The sequence below is a fragment of the Myroides odoratimimus genome, assembly GCF_030326305.1.
In the GTDB taxonomy this organism is placed as follows: Bacteria; Bacteroidota; Bacteroidia; order Flavobacteriales; family Flavobacteriaceae; genus Flavobacterium; species Flavobacterium odoratimimum_A.
Genome location: NZ_JACAKB010000006.1, coordinates 117976 through 136477 on the forward strand (window position 1 = coordinate 117976; position 18502 = coordinate 136477).

Genomic DNA, 18502 nt, shown 5'->3' on the forward strand with positions numbered 1-18502 from the left:
TAATTGAAATAACGATTGGTGATATAATAAATACAAGTAGTAGTTCAAAATAATTATATATTAATAATGTCTGATTTGTGTAATAATGTCAATGGTTATTGCGTTAATACTATGCATACATAGTATTTTAAATCAACCTAATCCTAACGCCATGCATTACTACCAATTACACGATCAACTCAAAAAGCTTTTTAATACAGAAGATGACTATATAAAAAGTGAAGAACTAGGTATTGAATTCTTTAAATACGATTTTGAATCTACACAAGCAGCTAATGTACTATGTGGTTCAGATAAATTGTATTGTGATGAACATCACGAGAGTTTTGAAGATACTTTTTGTAAGCTGATTACAGATACAGATCACCTATTAGATATTTCTGATTATAGTGTAGAGGAGAATAAGAAGTTTAAGATTATTGTTTTAAAGACATTAGAGCAAGAGGTTTCAGAAGAGACTATAGTCATGTTTCACGGCTTAAATGAGAAGAAGTGGGATAAGTATCTACCTTGGGCATATGAGTTAGCAAAACGTACTAAAAAAGCCCTAGTCTTGTTTCCTATAAGCTTTCACATGGATAGAGCACCTCTTGAATGGTCTGATCGAAAACTGATGTTTGAGGTGGCTCAGAAGAGAGCGATGCATTGGCAAGAGAATTCAGATACGAGCTATGTCAATGCAGCATTGAGTACACGTATGGAGGCTAATCCACAACGTATGTTTTGGTCGGGATTACAGACATATTACGATTTTATACAATGGGAGACTCAACTAAGAGAAGGTAAGTTCCCGAGTCTTTCTAAAACAGCTTCTATTGATTTGTTTGGATATTCTATAGGCTCGTTTTTATCTATTATTATTCTGATGGCGAATCCTAATGGCATATTGAATAATGCTAAGTTAGTTTGCTTCTGTGGAGGAATGACTATTGATCGTATGTTCCCAGTATCGAAGTATATTATGGATGGAAAAGCAACTATTATGATGCAAAAAGTCTTTGCTCAATTACTGACAACTAAGTTTATAGCAGAACCTCGTCTAAATCACTATCAATCCAAAGAATTACACCCAGGGGAGAGTTGGTTTAAAACAATGCTTCGTTACAATCATCACCAAGAAGAAAGAGAAGAACGCTTAAAAGAATTAGAGAATCAAATCTACTCTGTCAACCTTAAAAATGATGAGGTAGCTCCTGCTGTAGAAGCTTTAAATATGCTAAAAGGACCGTATAGAGATGTGCCTATTGGAGTGGATATTTTAGACTATCCTTTCTCCTATAGTCATATGGTTCCTTTCCCTTTAACAATCAAGAATGCAGAAGAAGTGGATACTCATTTTAATCTAACAATGGCTAAAATGGCTAATTTTTATCTGTAGTTATTAATAGGTTAAAAGGCTTGCTCTCATTGAGTTTGAAAGCTGTTTTAAATAGGCGATATTTGAAAAGTATAAGAAATAAATAAAAATAATTAACCAAGTGTATTAAAATTATATATACATTTGACTTATCAAATAAACAAAAAAGACATGTATCCAAGTCAATTACATCATCATCATCATTCTACTTGTACTCTTACGAGCTGGTAATGATATGGTGTATTTGAAACCAAAATATCTAATTATCCCGTTTGAGTAAATCAGACGGGATTTTTTGTTTTTAAGCGTATTGCTATTTGATACTTCCTATCGGTTTACTCGAACATTTTAATCAAAAAATAATATGAGTAAATTAAAAATTGCAATCCAAAAAAGTGGACGTCTTAGTGAGAAATCCCTAGAATTATTAAAAGAATGTGGCATTAAGTTTCCCAATGGTGGTGGTAAACTAATTGCCGAAAGTAAGAACTTCCCTATCGAAGTACTGTTCTTGCGTGATGATGATGTAACGAAATATGTAGAACAACAAGTAGCTGATATCGGTATTGTAGGAGAGAATGTGTACTTAGAGGCTAATCTACCTGTTAAGGTATTAGAATACCTAGGCTTTGGTAGTTGTAGATTGAGTTTAGCTGTATCTAAAGAAGTTGACTATACTGGTATTACTTACTTTGAAGGCAAAAAGATTGCAACTTCTTATCCCTTTATCCTAGAAAAATACTTAAAACAACAAGGCGTGAATGCTTCTATAGAGTTTATCTCAGGAAGTGTGGAAATAGCACCTAGCATAGGGCTAGCTAATGGGGTATGCGATATCGTGAGTAGTGGATCTACGCTAATGTCTAATGGACTTAAAGAAGTAGACAAGGTGCTAGACAGCCAAGCAGTCTTAATTAGCAACCAAGCTTTAGGAGAGGAGAAACAAGTCTTATTAGACAAACTCTTGTTTAGAATTAAGTCTGTTTTAAATGCTAAGGAACGCAAGTATATTTTATTAAATGCTCCTAATGATAAGTTAGAACAGATCATCTCTATACTACCAGGGATGAAGAGTCCTACTGTTTTACCCTTAGCAGATGAAGGTTGGAGTAGTCTACACTCTGTTATCCAAGAAGACCAATTCTGGGATATCATCGACGAGTTAAAAGCCTTAGGAGCAGAGGGAATTCTAGTAGCTCCGATAGAAAAAATGATTTACTAAAATAAGAAGCTATGATAACAGTATATAAACCTGCAAGAGAAGAATGGATAGGGTTAACAAAGCGTCCTATTATCACAACAGAAAGTCTAAATGAGAGTATCAGTACAGTACTCAAACAAGTTAAAGAAAGAGGAGATCAGGCTATTCAGAATTATACTTCATTATTTGATGGAGTACAGTTAACAGACTTCAGAGTAAGTAGACAGGAGATAGAAGAAGCCGCTACTTTAGTTAATCAGGATATCAAAGATGCTATAGCTATAGCTGCATCGAATATCAGAACGTTTCACCAGTCTCAGTTATCTACAGAAGATAAAGTAGAGACGACAGAAGGAGTGACTTGCTGGAGAAAGAGTGTAGGAATAGAGAAGGTAGGGCTTTATATACCGGGTGGTACAGCTCCGTTATTCTCCACATTATTAATGTTAACTATTCCTGCTCAACTAGCAGGTTGTAAAGAATTAGTATTGTGTACACCGTGTAATAAACAAGGCAAAGTAAATGAGGTAGTTCTTTATGCTGCGCAGTACCTAGGTATAGAGACTATCTTTAAGATTGGTGGAGCACAAGCTATTGCTGCCATGGCGTATGGTACAGAGACAGTGCCTCAAGTCTATAAGATATTTGGCCCTGGTAATCAATATGTAACTAAGGCTAAAGAGTTAGTACAGGCACAAGGCATAGCTATCGATATGCCAGCAGGGCCAAGTGAGGTCTTAGTCGTTGCAGATCAAGAGGCTGATGCAGATTATATAGCAGCAGATCTATTATCACAGGCGGAGCACGGAACAGATAGTCAAGTAGTCTTTGTGACCACAACGAAGCAGAAGATAAGTGAAGTAGCTGAGGCATTGGAGAAACAGCTTGAGGAACTACCTCGAAGAGACTTAGCGAAACAGACGCTTAATAATAGCTTGATGATAGAATTATCGACTATAGAAGAATGTATTGCTTTTAGCAATGCTTATGCGCCTGAACACTTAATCTTAAATATAGAGAATGCTGAGAAGTATATAGACTTAGTGATCAATGCAGGTTCTGTATTCTTAGGTGCTTATTCTTGTGAGAGTGCTGGTGATTATGCGAGTGGTACGAATCACACCCTACCTACTAATGGCTATGCTAAGAGCTATAGTGGCGTATCGGTAGACAGCTTTGTAAAGAAGGTTACTTTTCAAAAGTTAACGAAACAAGGACTAAAGAACATAGGTAAAACAATTGAAGTAATGGCAGAGGCAGAAGAGTTAATCGCTCATAAAAATGCTGTTAGTATTCGCCTTAAAAAACTAAGCAATGAGTAATAATAAAATAAGTATAAACGAATTAGTTCGCCCTAATATTAAGGTTTTATCCCCTTATACAAGTGCACGGGATGAGTACAAAGGTGATATAGGAATATTCTTAGATGCAAATGAGAATCCGTATGGTATAGTGAATCGCTATCCTGATCCATATCAAGTAGAGTTAAAGAAAACCATTAGTCAGATAAAAGGAGGAAACCCAGACCAATTATTTTTAGGTAACGGAAGTGATGAAGCGATTGATTTAGCCTATCGAATATTCTGTGAACCTAGTAAGGATAAAGCTATCGTATTTACCCCTACTTATGGGATGTATGAAGTATATGCTAATATTAACGCTGTTGAGTTAATCACACTTCCTCTAGATGATGCATTTGATTTAGAACTAGCAGTAGTAGAACCTTATTTAGAAGACCCTACTGTGAAGCTGATGTTTATCTGTTCGCCTAATAATCCTACGGGTAATCTATTAGATAGAAACAGTATCACAGCATTATTAACGAGATTTAAAGGGATAGTCATTATAGACGAAGCTTATATAGACTTTAGCAATGAGCCTTCTTGGTTAGAGGAGTTAGTGAAGTATAACAATCTTATTGTTCTACAGACTCTTTCTAAGGGATGGGGAATGGCAGGACTTCGCATCGGTATGGCATGGATGAGTGAGGAGTTAATCTCTTATTTTAACAAGGTAAAATCTCCTTATAATCTAAGTAGTGTAACACAAGAAGAAGCTATAAAGCAACTACAAGATACAGAGGGATTTCAACAAAGGATAAAGCTACTTATCGAGGAAAGAGAGAAACTCATCCAAGAGTTGAAGCAACTTTCTATTGTGAAGAGAGTATGTCCCTCACAGACTAATTATCTATTAGTTGAATTTGGTAATGAGGATAAGGTATATGAAGCCTTGATTAATAAGCAAATTATCGTGAGAAATAGAAGTAAGGTCGTAGAGAATACTTTGCGTATTTCGATAGGTACACCAGAGGAAAATAACCAATTAATAACTGCATTAAAAACAATAGATCGTGAGTAAGAAAGTATTATTTATTGATAGAGACGGAACTATTATTAAAGAACCTGAAGACTTTCAGATTGATAGTTTTGAGAAGTTGGTATTCTTACCTAAGGCTATTTCTAGTTTGTCTAAGATAGCGAGAGAGTTAGATTACACTTTAGTTTTAGTTAGTAATCAAGATGGGCTAGGAACTGCTTCATTTCCAGAAGATACCTTTTGGCCTGTGCAGAACTTTATATTGGATACACTAGCAGGAGAGGGAGTGACATTTACAGATATTTATGTAGATAACTCTTTTGACTATGAAAATAAACCTACGCGTAAACCTGGATTAGGAATGTTAGGTAAGTATGTCTATGGAGATTATGATTTAACGAACTCTTATGTCTTAGGCGATAGGTTGACAGATATACAGTTAGCAGAGAACTTAGGAAGCAAAGTTATTTATATCAATGAAGTTGCAGATGAGCGTGCCACATTGAGCACAATAGATTGGCAGGAGATCTATCAGTTCTTAAAGCAACAACCCCGTATAGGTAAAGAATACAGAAAGACGAATGAGACTACGATTGATATAGAAGTGAATCTAGACAGCGCTAAAGACTGTGTTATCGAGACAGGTTTAGGATTCTTTGATCATATGTTAGAACAAGTCAATAGACATGGTAATATAGGTTTAAAGATAAAAGTCAAAGGTGACTTACAAGTAGATGAGCACCACACAATAGAAGATACAGCTATTGCACTAGGTTCTGCGTTTAAGCGTGCCTTAGGCAATAAGAAAGGCATAGAGAGATATGGCTTTTTACTACCGATGGATGAGTGTTTAGCTCAGGTAGCTATAGACTTTGGAGGGAGAGCATGGCTGATGTGGGACGCAGAGTTTAAGAGAGAGAAAGTAGGAGATATGCCAACAGAGATGTTCTATCACTTCTTTAAATCTTTTGCTGATGCAGCGAGTTGCAACCTGAATATAAAGGTAGAAGGTGACAATGAGCACCACAAGATAGAGTCGATCTTTAAAGCCTTTGCTAAAGCAATAAAGATGGCAGTAAGTAAAACGGAGAACTATAATATACCAAGTACTAAAGGCATACTATGATCGCAATCTTAAAATACAATGCAGGAAATGTACAGTCTGTACAGAATGCTATAGAACGACTAGGGTATCAGACCATAGTCACAGATGATGTAGCGATACTTACCTCTGCGGATAAAGTGATTTTTCCAGGAGTAGGAGAGGCTTCTTCTGCGATGAGGTATTTAGTAGATAAAGGATTGGATAAGGTTATCGTAAGTTTAAAACAGCCTATACTAGGGATATGTTTAGGAATGCAATTGTTGTGCAATTCTAGTGAAGAAGGGAATGTAGTAGGATTAGGTGTCTTTGACAATGAAGTAAAGCTTTTTCCTGCCACAGATATTGTTCCTCATATGGGATGGAATAATTGTGATATGATAGAAGAAGAGACCTTGTTTAAAGGGATTGAAGAGCTAGATGATTTCTACTTTGTACACAGTTATTATGCTACTTTATCTAAGGATACTATTGCTGTTAATAATTATATCGTGCCCTTTTCGGCTGCTTTAGCTAAAGGTAATTTTTATGCAGTACAGTTTCACCCTGAGAAGTCAGGTAAAGTAGGAGAACTATTATTGAAGAATTTTTTAGAATTATGAGAATCATACCAGCGATAGATATAATAGACGGACAGTGTGTTCGACTATCAAAAGGAGATTATAATACCTCTAAAGTGTATAATACAAGTCCAGTAGAGGTAGCGAAGCAGTTTGAAGATGCAGGAATTAAGTATTTACACGTAGTGGATCTAGACGGCGCTAAGTCAAGCCAAATAATGAATGCTAAGGTATTAGAAGAGATAGCTACTCAGACCAATCTACAGATAGATTTTGGTGGAGGTATTAAGAATGACTCGGATATCATCACTGCCTTTAACAGTGGAGCTAAGCAAGTGACTGTAGGAAGTATAGCGGCGACTAAGCCTGAGCTATTCTTAACATGGTTAGAGCGATACGGAAGTGAGCAGATTATATTAGGAGCAGACTGTAAACAGCGCAAGATTATGACCCAAGGGTGGTTAGACTCTGCGGATACAGATGTGCTAGAGTTTATCCAATCGTATGAGCAGAGAGGAGTATCCTATACCATAGTCACTGATATAGAAAAAGATGGAATGCTAAACGGACCTGCTATTGAGTTGTATAAAGAGATTATAACGAATACTGAGGTGAAACTGATCGCTAGTGGAGGATTAACTACGGTAGCAGAATTATACAAGCTAAAAGAGATAGGTTGTGAAGGAGTGATCATCGGAAAAGCGATCTATGAAGGAAGAATAACATTAAAAGAGTTGAGTGAATTATGCTAAAGAAGAGAGTAATAGCGTGTATGGATATTCAGAATGGTGAGGTAGTCAAAGGGGTTAACTTCGTTGATATACAGCGAGCTGGTGATCCTATAGCGTTGGCAAAACGCTATGTGGTAGAGGGCGCAGACGAATTAGTCTTTCTGGATATTACAGCTACGATAGAGAATAGGAAGACGCTGATCAGTTTAGTCAATGAGATTGCGAGTCAGATTAATATCCCTTTTACCGTAGGTGGCGGCATTAGTACTAGAGAACAAGCAATAGATTTAGTGAGAGCAGGCGCAGATAAAGTAAGTGTCAATTCAGCTGCTATCAAGAGACCTGAGCTAATACAGGAGATCGCTCAGGCATTGGGGAGTCAATGTGCAGTAGTAGCGATAGACACGAAGTACGAAGAGGGTGAATGGTGGGTATACAGTGCAGGAGGGCGTATCAAGACTAAGTTAAAGACTATAGACTGGGCAAAGCAAGTAGCTAGTTTAGGAGCAGGTGAGATACTGTTAACCTCAATGAATAATGACGGTACGAAAGCGGGCTTTGCACTGGATATTACAGCTGAGGTAGCTAAAACGGTAAATATACCCGTGATCGTATCTGGGGGCGCTGGGAGTATAGATCACTTTGCACAAGTGTTTACTCAGACGCAAGCGACAGGTGCGTTAGCGGCTAGTATATTTCACTATGGAGAAATAAGTATACCAGAGTTAAAGCAAATATTAAAAACAAATAATATAAGTGTAAGATGAAACTAGATATAGATTTTAATAAAGGCAACGGGTTAGTACCTGTGATTATTCAAGATAAGGATTCCATGCAGGTATTGATGCAAGGCTATATGAATGAAGAAGCCTATCAACAGACGATTACAGAAGGTAAAGTAACGTTCTATAGCCGTACTAAAAATAGACTCTGGACTAAAGGAGAAACTTCAGGTAATTATTTACTAGTAAAAGAGATTTTGACTGACTGTGATAGAGACTGCCTATTGATAAAAGTAGAAGCTATTGGAGCTACTTGCCATACAGGAAGTACTTCGTGCTTTGGAGAGATTTGTGATAAAGGTTTTGTTTACATCTTAGAGAATATCATCAGTGAGCGTATTGATAACAATGTAGAATCATCTTATACCAATCAACTATTTAAGAGAGGAATCAATAAAGTTGCTCAAAAAGTAGGAGAAGAAGCAGTGGAGTTAGTTATCGAAGCCAAAGACGATAATGATACTCTTTTTAAGAATGAAGCAGCAGACTTATTATATCACTACCTTATTTTATTAAAAGCAAAAGGATTTACTCTAAGTGATATAGAATCTGTTTTAAAAGAAAGACACCTTAAATAACTATCCCTATATGTAGTGATATATAGTCTTGTTTTAAAATTCTAATATTTCGGTTTAGAAAAAAATATTTTCTAAATATGCGAATTTTGATAAGCTATATGTCAAAACAAAACAGACTTGTCATTTATGATCAAGTCTGTTTTTGTTTAATTTATATTGACTAGCTGTTTCCTTTTGGATGACAACTAGTAAGAGGTCAATAAGTTCGTGTTCAGTCCGTTATTTTGTATGAATTAACGGAGTCAGTATGGACTCATAACGGACTCACTACGGACTCATCCCTACTTTAAGTGCTACATTAGTAATAGAAAAGTAACTGAAGTATGCTACCAATCTTTTAATGCAAATACCTGTGAACGCGAGTTTACATTTAACTTCAGATATATATTACTAATATGATATTTAGTCGTACTTATCGTTATACTCAATTCATGTGCTATCTCTTTATTAGTCAGTCCATCCCAGATGAGGTAGAGTACATCTACTTCTCTCTCCGTTAGTTTATAATTGTTCTTTAAATGATAAGACAAGTCTCCTTGATGATCCTTAAGTGTAATAGTATCAGGTTGTTTTAGAGTTTGTGTATTCTTTTCATGAACTAGCAGTTTATGGTAATTCTTCAGCATTAATACATATTGAAACATAAAAACACGGTTGCGTACATTGTGTTTTTGGTTTTTTCTGACTAGCACATAGTTATTAATAATACTCAATACGATAATCGCTGATACATATAGCTTTAAGTTTGGCATAGCGTGATTCTGAATAGTGATAGGGTCATCTATTTCTAGATTGATAAAGCTCAGTCCTAACAGAATACACAATGATATTAAAAAAGCTACATAAAGATAGTATTGCTTTCTGTGTTTTAAATTCCTTTTAGTTAATTGTACAAAAATAAAGAATACTAAAACAGTAATGTCCAATACTACTGAATGTTTGCCTCCATATAGATAGCTAGAGAAGTATAATACAATGGCTATGATAGAGGTAAGAGAATATAATTTTAATTCATTCTTATACATAAATCTCTTCGTTCCGAATGGGTAGTATGTAGATAGTAACATACCTGTAAAAATGATAGAGGAAGAAAGAATAGTTGCTTTTAAAAAAGATTCAACTGCTTGTAAATGAATATGAAATAGGTTTAGGATATCACCTGTTATAAAACAAAGTGTAATAAGTAACTGTATAGATAAATAACTAATCCACTTACGTTCTTTAAAGATTTGGTAGATAATAAAACTAGCTATTAATCCTAAGAAAGCCATACCATAGAATATACCTGATACAAAATAGTTGATAGGTAGATCTATATAGGATGTCATTTCATGGTGTAGTTGTACACCGCTGAAGTTATTAATGCTTATAGTGCTTTGAAAGGTAGATAGCTGACCCAATCCAATATTCTGAAGCATTTTTGGAGCTATATCAAATAGGGTATATGAGGTGTAGGTGAGTACTATATCCTTTATATTAATGAATAAAGTAAGTAGCCAAGTTATAAGGACATAACTCAGTATTACCGATATAGGAATCAATCCTATATGGGTATATTGTTGTTTTTTTTTCGAATCCATTTTAATTTTTTAACAATAAATAATCAATACCATAGAATAGAGTACGAGGGGATAGCTGCTGTCTTAGCCCAAAACAGTAGACATCTGTACTTTTCTATAATAGCAATTTTTGACTTTGATAGTGAGAAAGTCTATATAGTTAGTGTACTGTTAGTATTAGTTAAGGATAGAGTGGTGAATAATACTAGCGTAAAACAAACTATATGTGATATACTAAGTGTTTTTTAGTACTTAAAAGATATATTGATCTCTAAATCTTCTTTTCTGTAATTGTTAAATATTTTAGAAGTATAGCTTCTAATAGGTGGTGTTATGTATTTGATTTTGAATACATCTAAGAGAATTGATTTTAGTGTAACCTCTTTGTTTTTAGGTTGTTGTTGTTCTTTTCTCATGTTTATTGTTGTTTTGTTTTGACTAAGCAATATAGAGTGAAAAGCTGTAATATGTACTATAACAAAGTATAGTTCTTTGTTAAATAATTACCCTATTTATCTGTTTAAGACATTTGTGAATTAGTGTGTTATGCGAATAGAGGAAGGTTTTATAAGACTAATGACATTTATTAACAGTTAGACTAAGGCTGTTGTTAAAAGTGAGCTTAAGTTATGATATCTTAAATATAGACTAGGCTAGGAAAGTATTAATTTTTAGAGTGTTTTAGTGATCTGTTTCCTTTTAGTTTTATAACATATTATTCTGTAAAATATATTAAAGTAATAGTCAACTTCTAACTACTGAAGGTACGTTGATTGCACTATTTATCTAGATTATTATAAAAATCATATATCGTATTATCGATTCTATTTTAAGACTTTTTAGGTTTTAAGAATCTTTTATATATAGCGTAACCTAGACTATTTTGACACTATTTTACATTTTTTAAAATCACATTGTATCATTCGAATTGTTGATGTTTCACATTTTTTGGTGTAACAAATAATGGGTAAATACTGTTTTTTAGAATCGTTGAAATTAGTTAGGTACTAGTACTATTTTAAGTTTTTAAATATCTGTTTTTTAGCTGTTTATTGTTTTTAAGAGCGTCTTTTTAAACTTTTTAAAAGTATCAATTTAAGATTATTAACAACCGTATTGGGCTTCTATTTATGATAAAAACCATGCTTAAGTATAGGCACTACCTCTCGTGCAGTGACTAATTTTGTTTTTGAATTTGGGAAGAGATATAGTTCCAATGAATCTAGATAATATTAGCAGTTCTGATTTTGTGGGGACAATGGAGAACTGTTACGCTCCCTCAAGATGTTTTAATAGTACATTCAATTGAGGGAGTTTTTTTAGAGGAGTGGAGATAGTGCTATATGTCTAAACAAATTCCCTTACTAACGAATTATTATAAATCTGATTCCTTAGGTTTTCCTATGGATGACAGAAGAAGTTTATTAGCAAAAACGATTTGAATACTTGGTATTGGTTGATAAAAATAGATAGCATCAGTAGTATCCGTTATTTCGCTCTAATTAAGAACTCACATGTAGTACTGCGAAAGTAGTAGAGAGCGAGATAGTGATTTACTAGTTGTAAATTTTATGAACTGTAGCCTAATATCTAGCTAGTCGTTTTGTGCCTGTGAATGCAACAAGCAGAGAACTGTGTTTCGATGTAGTACATAGGAATTAGTAATTATCGAGTAGATAAGTTCTAAGTTTCACTGTGGAGTGGAAGTGGAGCTTAATAAATTAATCTTTATCATTTATGGAAAAAGTAAGTATGGGAATAAGAAAGAAGTAAGTATAAAAGGTTTTGAAACTAGGTTTTGAAAACTTCGCCACGAAGTGGTGTTAAGATGAGACTTATAGGGTAAGTAAATCTTTTATTCGATAGTAATTGTTCTTCGCGAATTCAGTTCTTCGTTTAATTGTTATTCCACAACTCACAATAGCTGGAATACATTACATGACAACTCACAATAGTCATGTATGATGTTTTTTTACTCCCGTAATTTAAATCTTACATCCTCTTCAATGTAATGATTATGATCTGTGCTCTAAACTCACAATAGGAGTCTGGTCATAATAATATTTTATAAAACACAATTAACAAACAACAAATGAAACAAAAAACTACTTTTTCTCTATGGAAGAGGTTACTGCTTTTGCTCGTCCTGTTCGTTCCTTTAGTACAGTCCTTGGGGCAGACTAAGATTTATGCAACAGATCTTATAAGTGATAAGAATGTTGATAATCCTAGGTATGCAACTGATGGGAATTTGGCAAGTAAAGGTACACTACATGCACATCCAGGTGCATTAATGCTAGGTAAGAAGAGCGGATTCTTAGAGTACAAATTCCCTAATGCAGTGCCAAAAGGTAAACAAACCTATATAAAAATAGGGATGGAAAACAATGAATTACTTAATGGTTTATTAGGTGGTTCAGTAGGTAAATTATTATCAGGCCTTTTGAATGAACTATTGTTAGGAAGTCACAGATTTGATGTTAGTGCTTATAATGGCAATAATAAAGTTCTTGAAGTAAAATCAGTAGATGGTTTTGGAACTAAACAGGCTAAATTAATCCAAGATAAGGATGGAGAGTACATGATTGCATTTCAGTTAGATCAATCATTTGATCGTATGACTGTAGGTAATAGTAGTACAGCTTTATTGGGTTTAACAGGTGATAAGTTATTAGATGTTTACGATACTTATTATGTAAAAGAAGATGGAGGGAGCTGTAGTAGACCTATAGGAACTTCATTTGATTCAGCAGGTATTGAAATAGATTTATTAGGAGGTTTATTACAAAATAAATTCTATGAAGCTATAGATGGAAAAGAAAATACTTATTCTTTGTTAAAAAGGGATGGTGCAGTAAATGTTGGAGTGGGGGGGTATATCTCTCAGTTTTTTTATTTTCCTACTAGTTCTAATGAAGCTACTACTGTTAATTTAACCATAGAGTCACCAAAGGGATTACTTAGTTTAGATTTGTTAAGCGCTATCGAATTAAGAGCATATAATGGAGATAAGGAAGTATATACTAAGTCTCTAGAAGGAGGGTTGCTTAATGGTGTAAATCTCTTAGGATTATTAAAGACACCTGGAAAAAAGACTTTGACATTTGCACCGGGAAAAGCGTTTGACAGAATAGAACTAAGAGCAAACAATACATTAAATGTTGGGTTGTTAAGCGATGGACTGCGTATTTATGATATTGAACGCTTTGATACAGCTAAATGCCCTAATCCTAATATTATAGTTCCTGCTCCGACAGAATCTCCTTTTGATATAGCAGCTTGTGCTACAGTTTTAAAGGATTTTAAAAATGTTGATTTTGTTACAAATGCTATAGATGGTAATAATGAAACATTTGCTACTTTATATGCTAATAATGGTTCTTTATTGTCTGCTTTACCTTCTTCAGGAATGATAGAATTAGCATATAACCAAAAAGTAGCTGCGCATACAACTTCCTATATTCGAATTGATTCTGATAAAGATGTATTAGAAGCTTTATTAGGAGGAACTTTAGGCAAGCTAGTTGATGGTGTTGCAGGTTTATTGTTAGGAGATCACTATTTTGAAGTAGAAGCCTTTAGTAATGGTGTATCTGTATCGAAAAGCTCAAGTATAAGTGGTTTTGAAGGAACTACTAATGGAGTAGTATCACTAGTACAGGATAAGATAGGTCGCTATTATTTAGCAGTTACACCAACAACTGAATATAATAGTATACGTATAACCAATAAAGTAACAGGATTACCAACAGGAGAACAACGTATGTTAAAGGTATATAATATGTGTCGTGAGATTGGTTCAGATCCATGTTATCCTGCTCAGTTTACTTCATATAATCAAGTAGGGTTAAATTTGAGTATTGCTAGTTTAAATGAAGCAGGTGTTAAGAATCCTTATCATGCTATAAGTGGTAATTCATCTAATTATTCAGAGATTAGTTCTGGTACTCTAGCTGTAGGTACAGGAGTAAAACAAGTTATTTACTTTCCTAAACCATCTTCTAATGGTGATAAATTAGAAGTGAGAGTACAGTTTAACCCTAATAGTGTACTTTCATTAGATTTATTAGGTTCTTATAAAGTGACTACTTACTTAGGTAGTACTAAGAAACAAGAGTTTACTTTGAAACAGGGATTATTAAATAACCTTGATTTATTAGGTCTATTGCAGTCTGGTGGAGTTCAGTCTTTAGTTTTTGATACAAGTGTAGAAGCTTTTGACAGAGTTGAGATTTCTACAGTTACATTACTTAATCTTGGAGTAACACCTGCTATTCGTTTGTATAATGTGAAACGTATTAATGATGTATGTATTGATCCAATGACCGAAAGCCCTTTTGTTTCTTCTATATGTGCTACTGAGTTGTTAGGAAGTAAGTATGTAGATGATATCTCTAATATTTTTAATGGGAATTTTGATTCATTCGCGACGATTAACTCTGATGCGGGAATTTTATTAGGAGGAAATAAAAGAGCTGGTTTTGTTGAAGTTGGTTATGACCACATTGTGAAGGCTGGTACGACCTCTTATATTCGTTTTGATTATGATAAGGGGATATTAAAAGGTTTATTAGGAGGTAGTTTAGGTAACATTGTAAGTGGACTATTAAATAATATTGTTTTAGGTGATCATTTTTTCGAAATAGAAGTGAAAGATGAGAATGGTGTTGTGTTAGAAGGTAACAGTAGAGGTATAGCAACAACATTCAAAAATGGAGAAATAAGAGTGGTAAGTGATAAGCTAGGACGCACTTATTTAGCTATAACACCGACTAAAGATTATAAATCAGTTAAGATCACAGATAGAAACGAGAGTTTATTAGGCATATTAGCCCCAGCTACTTCTATGAATGTGTATAATATGTGTTATGAAGGTAATGCTGATTCTTGTGTTGATGCTTTTGCTACATCATTTGACTTTACTGGATTAGCCTTAACAGTTAATGATTTATCTGGAGCAGGTGTTGAGTATCCAGAGCGTGCTATAGACTCTAATACGACTAACTATTCACGTATTAGTTTAGGAACGCTTAATGTGGCAGGAAGTGTAAAACAGTGGGTATTCTTTAACTCAGTTTCTGATAAAGATGATGTTACTAATATCAAATTTAGAACAGAGTCAGGAGGAGTAGATCTTAATGTGTTAGGTAGATTAGAGATTAAAGCATATTTAGGAGATAAAGTAGTTAATACGCTTGATTTATCTAGTGGTTTAATTAATGGTATTAATGTTTTAGACTTAATTAATAAAGGAGATATAGTTAATTTACCATACACACCTGGTGTTGAGTACGATCGTATATCTATCGGACTTAAGAGTGTGTTAAATGTATCTGTGTTTCCTCCAATTAATTTATACAGCGTAGAAAGAAGCTGTCAATCTTTAAATCAAGATCTTGTTAGTTGGAAGTCTTATAAAGTGAATGGTGATTCAACAGTTCAAAAAGTTACTGGTGGAGAAGAAGTAGAGTATATTATTCATGTTAAAAATGTAGGTGCTGCTGATGTACCGACTTTATTAATAGAAGACAGATTACCTGCTGGGTTAACATGGACTTCTGGTGGGACTCACAGTAATGGTGTAGTTACATTCAAAAAAGAAGATGTTTTAGTAGTAGATGGTGTAGTTACATTTAGTTTTAAAGCTAGAGTAAATACAGATTTAGAAGGGATTTCTCAAATTAGAAATATTGCGGTAGTAAAAGTTGATGAGACAGATAAAGGAGTAAATACTTATCCAGCTATTGACAATAAAGACCCTAAAGCCCCAAATACAAGCGAAAAACCGGGCACTGTATTAGTTGTTGACCCTCTTTATGATATCGAATTATCTAAAGTAGGATCAAGTAATGGAAAGATTAGTAATCAAGCACAGCTTGGTGATGAGATAACATATACTATCTCAGTAGAGAATAAAGGGAATAAAGCATTAAGAAATGTTTTACTTAACGATGTTCTAGGTAATGTTCTAGGTTCAGAAATAGAAATTGTAGAGGTAGGATCAGGTGTGATTCAGAACAGTACTATTAGTTATGTTATCGCTCAGTTAAATGTAGGTCAAAAAGAAACTTACGTAGTTAGAACTAAAGTAATCGGATTACCTACAACAAATAAAATTTCAAATAAGGTCATTTCTATCTATACATTACCAGATAATACAATTAAAACAAAAGAAGTTGTATTTGAGTTAGCTAGTAATTGTAACGATATTTTTGAAAATAGCATTGTTGTAGAACAGGTAGCAGATGTATGTGCGTATACAGAATTTGTATTAAAAGCAGCATTAACAAATCTAGCCCCTAAAGATTTAAAGAACCCAATATTTAAATGGTATAAGAATGCTGATTTATCAGATATGCCATTAGTAGGTCAGGAAGTCAAAACAACTATAGCGAGTACTACTAAGTTTTATGTGACTGTAGAGGGACTTGGGTATTGTTTTAATGGAACACCAGCTGAAGTAGAAGTTAAAACTTTAGTAAGTCCAGCGAAACCTGTTGTGTCAAGTACTCAAGCTGATATATGTGAAGGTACTTTAACTACATTATCAACTATAGAAGGAGCAACTGAATATCAATGGTTCCTTAATGGTGTATTAATCGAAGCTGAGGATGAAAAAGGACAACCAGTTCGTTTCGGCCATTCGATAGAAGTTAATACTGGAGGGGATTATAGTGTTATAGTTTCTAATGGAATTTGCTATTCTCAAGAGTCAGACGCTTTCACTGTTAAGGTAAAAGAAGCAGCTGAATTATCTATCGAAGGTGATCAAAGAATTATCACTAAAGTAAATGTCGCTATTAAGTTACCTAAAGTGACTAGTAAGAATGGAACAGTAACATGGTATAACGAAAAAGGTGAGTTATTTAATGAAACAGAAATCACTTTTGCTGTACCTGGTATTTATACTTACACTGTAGTAGCAGACTTAAATGGATGTTCTACAGCGGAGAATATTATTATCACTGTATTAGATTCTAACAATTGTCCTCCTCAGATAGAAAGAGTTTATGCAAAGGACAAGACAACTTGGGGATCTATAATAACTGGGGGAATTGCGAATAAAACCAACGCAATAGATGGTAATCCTACTACTTATTCTGAAATAGTAACAGGGTTAGGTTTATTAGGAATAGGTACTACATGGCAAAACATATATTTTGATGAAGTAGTGCCTGCAGGAACACCTGTGACTATTAAGTTAGGAAAACAATACAGTGGTTTAATGTTAGCTGGAGGATTATCTGTACAGGGATTAGATGAAAATGACAAACCTATTGGAACGTTAAAATCGGTACAAGGTGGACTACTTGATTTATTAGCAGCAGATAATGTGATCGAGTATACATTTGTTCCTACTTCTTCTGGTAAACCAAAAGCATTTAAGGGAGTTAGAGTTTCTCAAGGTTCTTTATTAGGTCTTGCTCAAATCTCAAAAGTATATGGAGTATATTATTCTAAATCAGGTAATATTAGTTGCGCACCTGTAGCGACTAACATAAACTCAGGTGTATTAGATGTACTTCATGGGGTACAAGATCTTGGTTTAGGTGTAGCAAGTGCTACTGCCTCAGTTACTAACCCTTGGAATGCGGTTGATAATAAACCTGATACTTATGCATTAATATCTCGTGGAGTAGCAGTATTAAATGAAGCTTCATTGACTGTTGTATTTAAGCAACAAGCTATGCCTGGTGATGAATTACATATCATTACAGAGATTCCAGGTAACCCTATTTTAAGTTTAGAATTGATTAAGGGATATAGTATCCAACGTTATTTGGGTGATAAAAAAGTAGGGCCTAAATTAGAAGGAGGATTGGACGTATTAGGACTTAAGTTATTAGGTTTAGGGTATGGTAATAAGCATAAAGTTATTGTTGCTCCATATGATGAACAACCATATGACAGAGTAAAAATCTCTTATGGTAGTGTTGTAGGAGTATTAGGAGATTTTACACGTATCTATGATGTGAATATTGTACCTACGATTGGTACAGGAGTAAAAGAAGATGAAGTCATTGATGTATGTAATTATGGGATGTTAAAGTTATCTATGATAGATGCTTGTACTACATATGAGATATATACTTCAGAAACAGGATCAGACCAATTAACAGAAGTAACTCCGTTCGAATTCTACTTAAAAGGATTGTCACAAGGTGAACAAACCATCTGGATTCAGAATGTTAGAAGTGGTTGTCCATTAGGGCCACGTATCCCAGTTAAAGTGAATGTGAAAAATTGTTCTGTCAAGACAAACTTGAATATCACACACAAAATCAAATAATTAGAAACAACAATATTTATATA

12 protein-coding genes are annotated in these 18502 nt (G+C 34.2%); 10 read left to right on the top strand and 2 right to left on the bottom strand.

All coding sequences use genetic code 11. From position 1 onward, the window contains the following. Positions 1-91: 91 nt before the first annotated feature. The 9 genes from HX049_RS06900 to hisIE all read left to right on the top strand — a co-directional run bounded on the left by HX049_RS06900 (position 92) and on the right by hisIE (position 8630). A complete protein-coding gene (locus HX049_RS06900) occupies positions 92-1378 on the top strand; it encodes a DUF6051 family protein (RefSeq protein WP_029988614.1) in 1287 nt (428 codons plus the stop codon). Between the two features lie 343 nt (positions 1379-1721). Then, on the top strand, positions 1722-2579 hold the full coding sequence (gene hisG, locus HX049_RS06905) for an ATP phosphoribosyltransferase (RefSeq protein ID WP_006258520.1): 858 nt from the start codon (positions 1722-1724) through the stop codon (positions 2577-2579). A gap of 11 nt (positions 2580-2590) precedes the next feature. Beyond that, positions 2591-3880 (top strand): histidinol dehydrogenase, encoded by a 1290-nt coding sequence (gene hisD, locus HX049_RS06910; RefSeq protein ID WP_039330261.1) that lies wholly within the window; start codon positions 2591-2593, stop codon positions 3878-3880. Further along, positions 3873-4919 (top strand): histidinol-phosphate transaminase, encoded by a 1047-nt coding sequence (gene hisC / locus HX049_RS06915; protein ID WP_059050986.1) that lies wholly within the window; start codon positions 3873-3875, stop codon positions 4917-4919. The genes hisD and hisC overlap by 8 nt, the downstream gene beginning before the upstream one ends. Continuing rightward, entirely contained in the window at positions 4912-6003 is a 1092-nt protein-coding gene (gene hisB / locus HX049_RS06920) for a bifunctional histidinol-phosphatase/imidazoleglycerol-phosphate dehydratase HisB (protein WP_039330257.1), read from the top strand. Before hisC ends, hisB begins: the two co-directional genes overlap by 8 nt. Then, complete coding sequence (gene hisH / locus HX049_RS06925; RefSeq protein ID WP_006258516.1) at positions 6000-6581, top strand: imidazole glycerol phosphate synthase subunit HisH; 582 nt, start codon at positions 6000-6002, stop codon at positions 6579-6581. Before hisB ends, hisH begins: the two co-directional genes overlap by 4 nt. Then, a complete protein-coding gene (gene hisA, locus HX049_RS06930; RefSeq protein ID WP_006258515.1) occupies positions 6578-7291 on the top strand; it encodes a 1-(5-phosphoribosyl)-5-[(5-phosphoribosylamino)methylideneamino]imidazole-4-carboxamide isomerase in 714 nt (237 codons plus the stop codon). Before hisH ends, hisA begins: the two co-directional genes overlap by 4 nt. After that, positions 7285-8037, top strand: coding sequence for an imidazole glycerol phosphate synthase subunit HisF (hisF, locus tag HX049_RS06935; protein ID WP_006258514.1), 753 nt, complete (start codon positions 7285-7287; stop codon positions 8035-8037). Before hisA ends, hisF begins: the two co-directional genes overlap by 7 nt. Beyond that, the gene (gene hisIE / locus HX049_RS06940; protein ID WP_006258513.1) at positions 8034-8630 is read left to right on the top strand and encodes a bifunctional phosphoribosyl-AMP cyclohydrolase/phosphoribosyl-ATP diphosphatase HisIE; all 597 of its coding nucleotides are present in this window, start codon (positions 8034-8036) and stop codon (positions 8628-8630) included. Before hisF ends, hisIE begins: the two co-directional genes overlap by 4 nt. Before the next feature lie 326 nt (positions 8631-8956). On the opposite strand, the gene HX049_RS06945 is transcribed toward hisIE, so the two are convergent. Continuing rightward, entirely contained in the window at positions 8957-10210 is a 1254-nt protein-coding gene (locus HX049_RS06945; RefSeq protein WP_059050991.1) for a helix-turn-helix domain-containing protein, read from the bottom strand. A 224-nt stretch (positions 10211-10434) separates the two neighbouring features. Next, a complete protein-coding gene (locus HX049_RS06950) occupies positions 10435-10605 on the bottom strand; it encodes a hypothetical protein (RefSeq protein ID WP_006258511.1) in 171 nt (56 codons plus the stop codon). 1676 nt (positions 10606-12281) lie between these two features. On the opposite strand from HX049_RS06950, the gene HX049_RS06955 reads away from it, so the two are divergent. Next, positions 12282-18479 (top strand): DUF11 domain-containing protein, encoded by a 6198-nt coding sequence (locus HX049_RS06955; RefSeq protein WP_286415046.1) that lies wholly within the window; start codon positions 12282-12284, stop codon positions 18477-18479. The last annotated feature ends 23 nt before the right edge of the window (positions 18480-18502 follow it).

Excerpts from the sequence above, each read along its gene's own strand:
- HX049_RS06900 (WP_029988614.1), top strand. The coding sequence starts at position 92 with ATGGTTATTGCGTTAATACTATGCATACATAGTATTTTAAATCAACCT.
- hisA (WP_006258515.1), top strand. The coding sequence starts at position 6,578 with ATGAGAATCATACCAGCGATAGATATAATAGACGGACAGTGTGTTCGA.
- HX049_RS06955 (WP_286415046.1), top strand. The coding sequence starts at position 12,282 with ATGAAACAAAAAACTACTTTTTCTCTATGGAAGAGGTTACTGCTTTTG.
- hisF (WP_006258514.1), top strand. The coding sequence starts at position 7,285 with ATGCTAAAGAAGAGAGTAATAGCGTGTATGGATATTCAGAATGGTGAG.
- hisC (WP_059050986.1), top strand. The coding sequence starts at position 3,873 with ATGAGTAATAATAAAATAAGTATAAACGAATTAGTTCGCCCTAATATT.
- hisD (WP_039330261.1), top strand. The coding sequence starts at position 2,591 with ATGATAACAGTATATAAACCTGCAAGAGAAGAATGGATAGGGTTAACA.
- HX049_RS06950 (WP_006258511.1), bottom strand. The coding sequence starts at position 10,605 with ATGAGAAAAGAACAACAACAACCTAAAAACAAAGAGGTTACACTAAAA.
- hisG (WP_006258520.1), top strand. The coding sequence starts at position 1,722 with ATGAGTAAATTAAAAATTGCAATCCAAAAAAGTGGACGTCTTAGTGAG.
- hisIE (WP_006258513.1), top strand. The coding sequence starts at position 8,034 with ATGAAACTAGATATAGATTTTAATAAAGGCAACGGGTTAGTACCTGTG.
- HX049_RS06945 (WP_059050991.1), bottom strand. The coding sequence starts at position 10,210 with ATGGATTCGAAAAAAAAACAACAATATACCCATATAGGATTGATTCCT.
- hisH (WP_006258516.1), top strand. The coding sequence starts at position 6,000 with ATGATCGCAATCTTAAAATACAATGCAGGAAATGTACAGTCTGTACAG.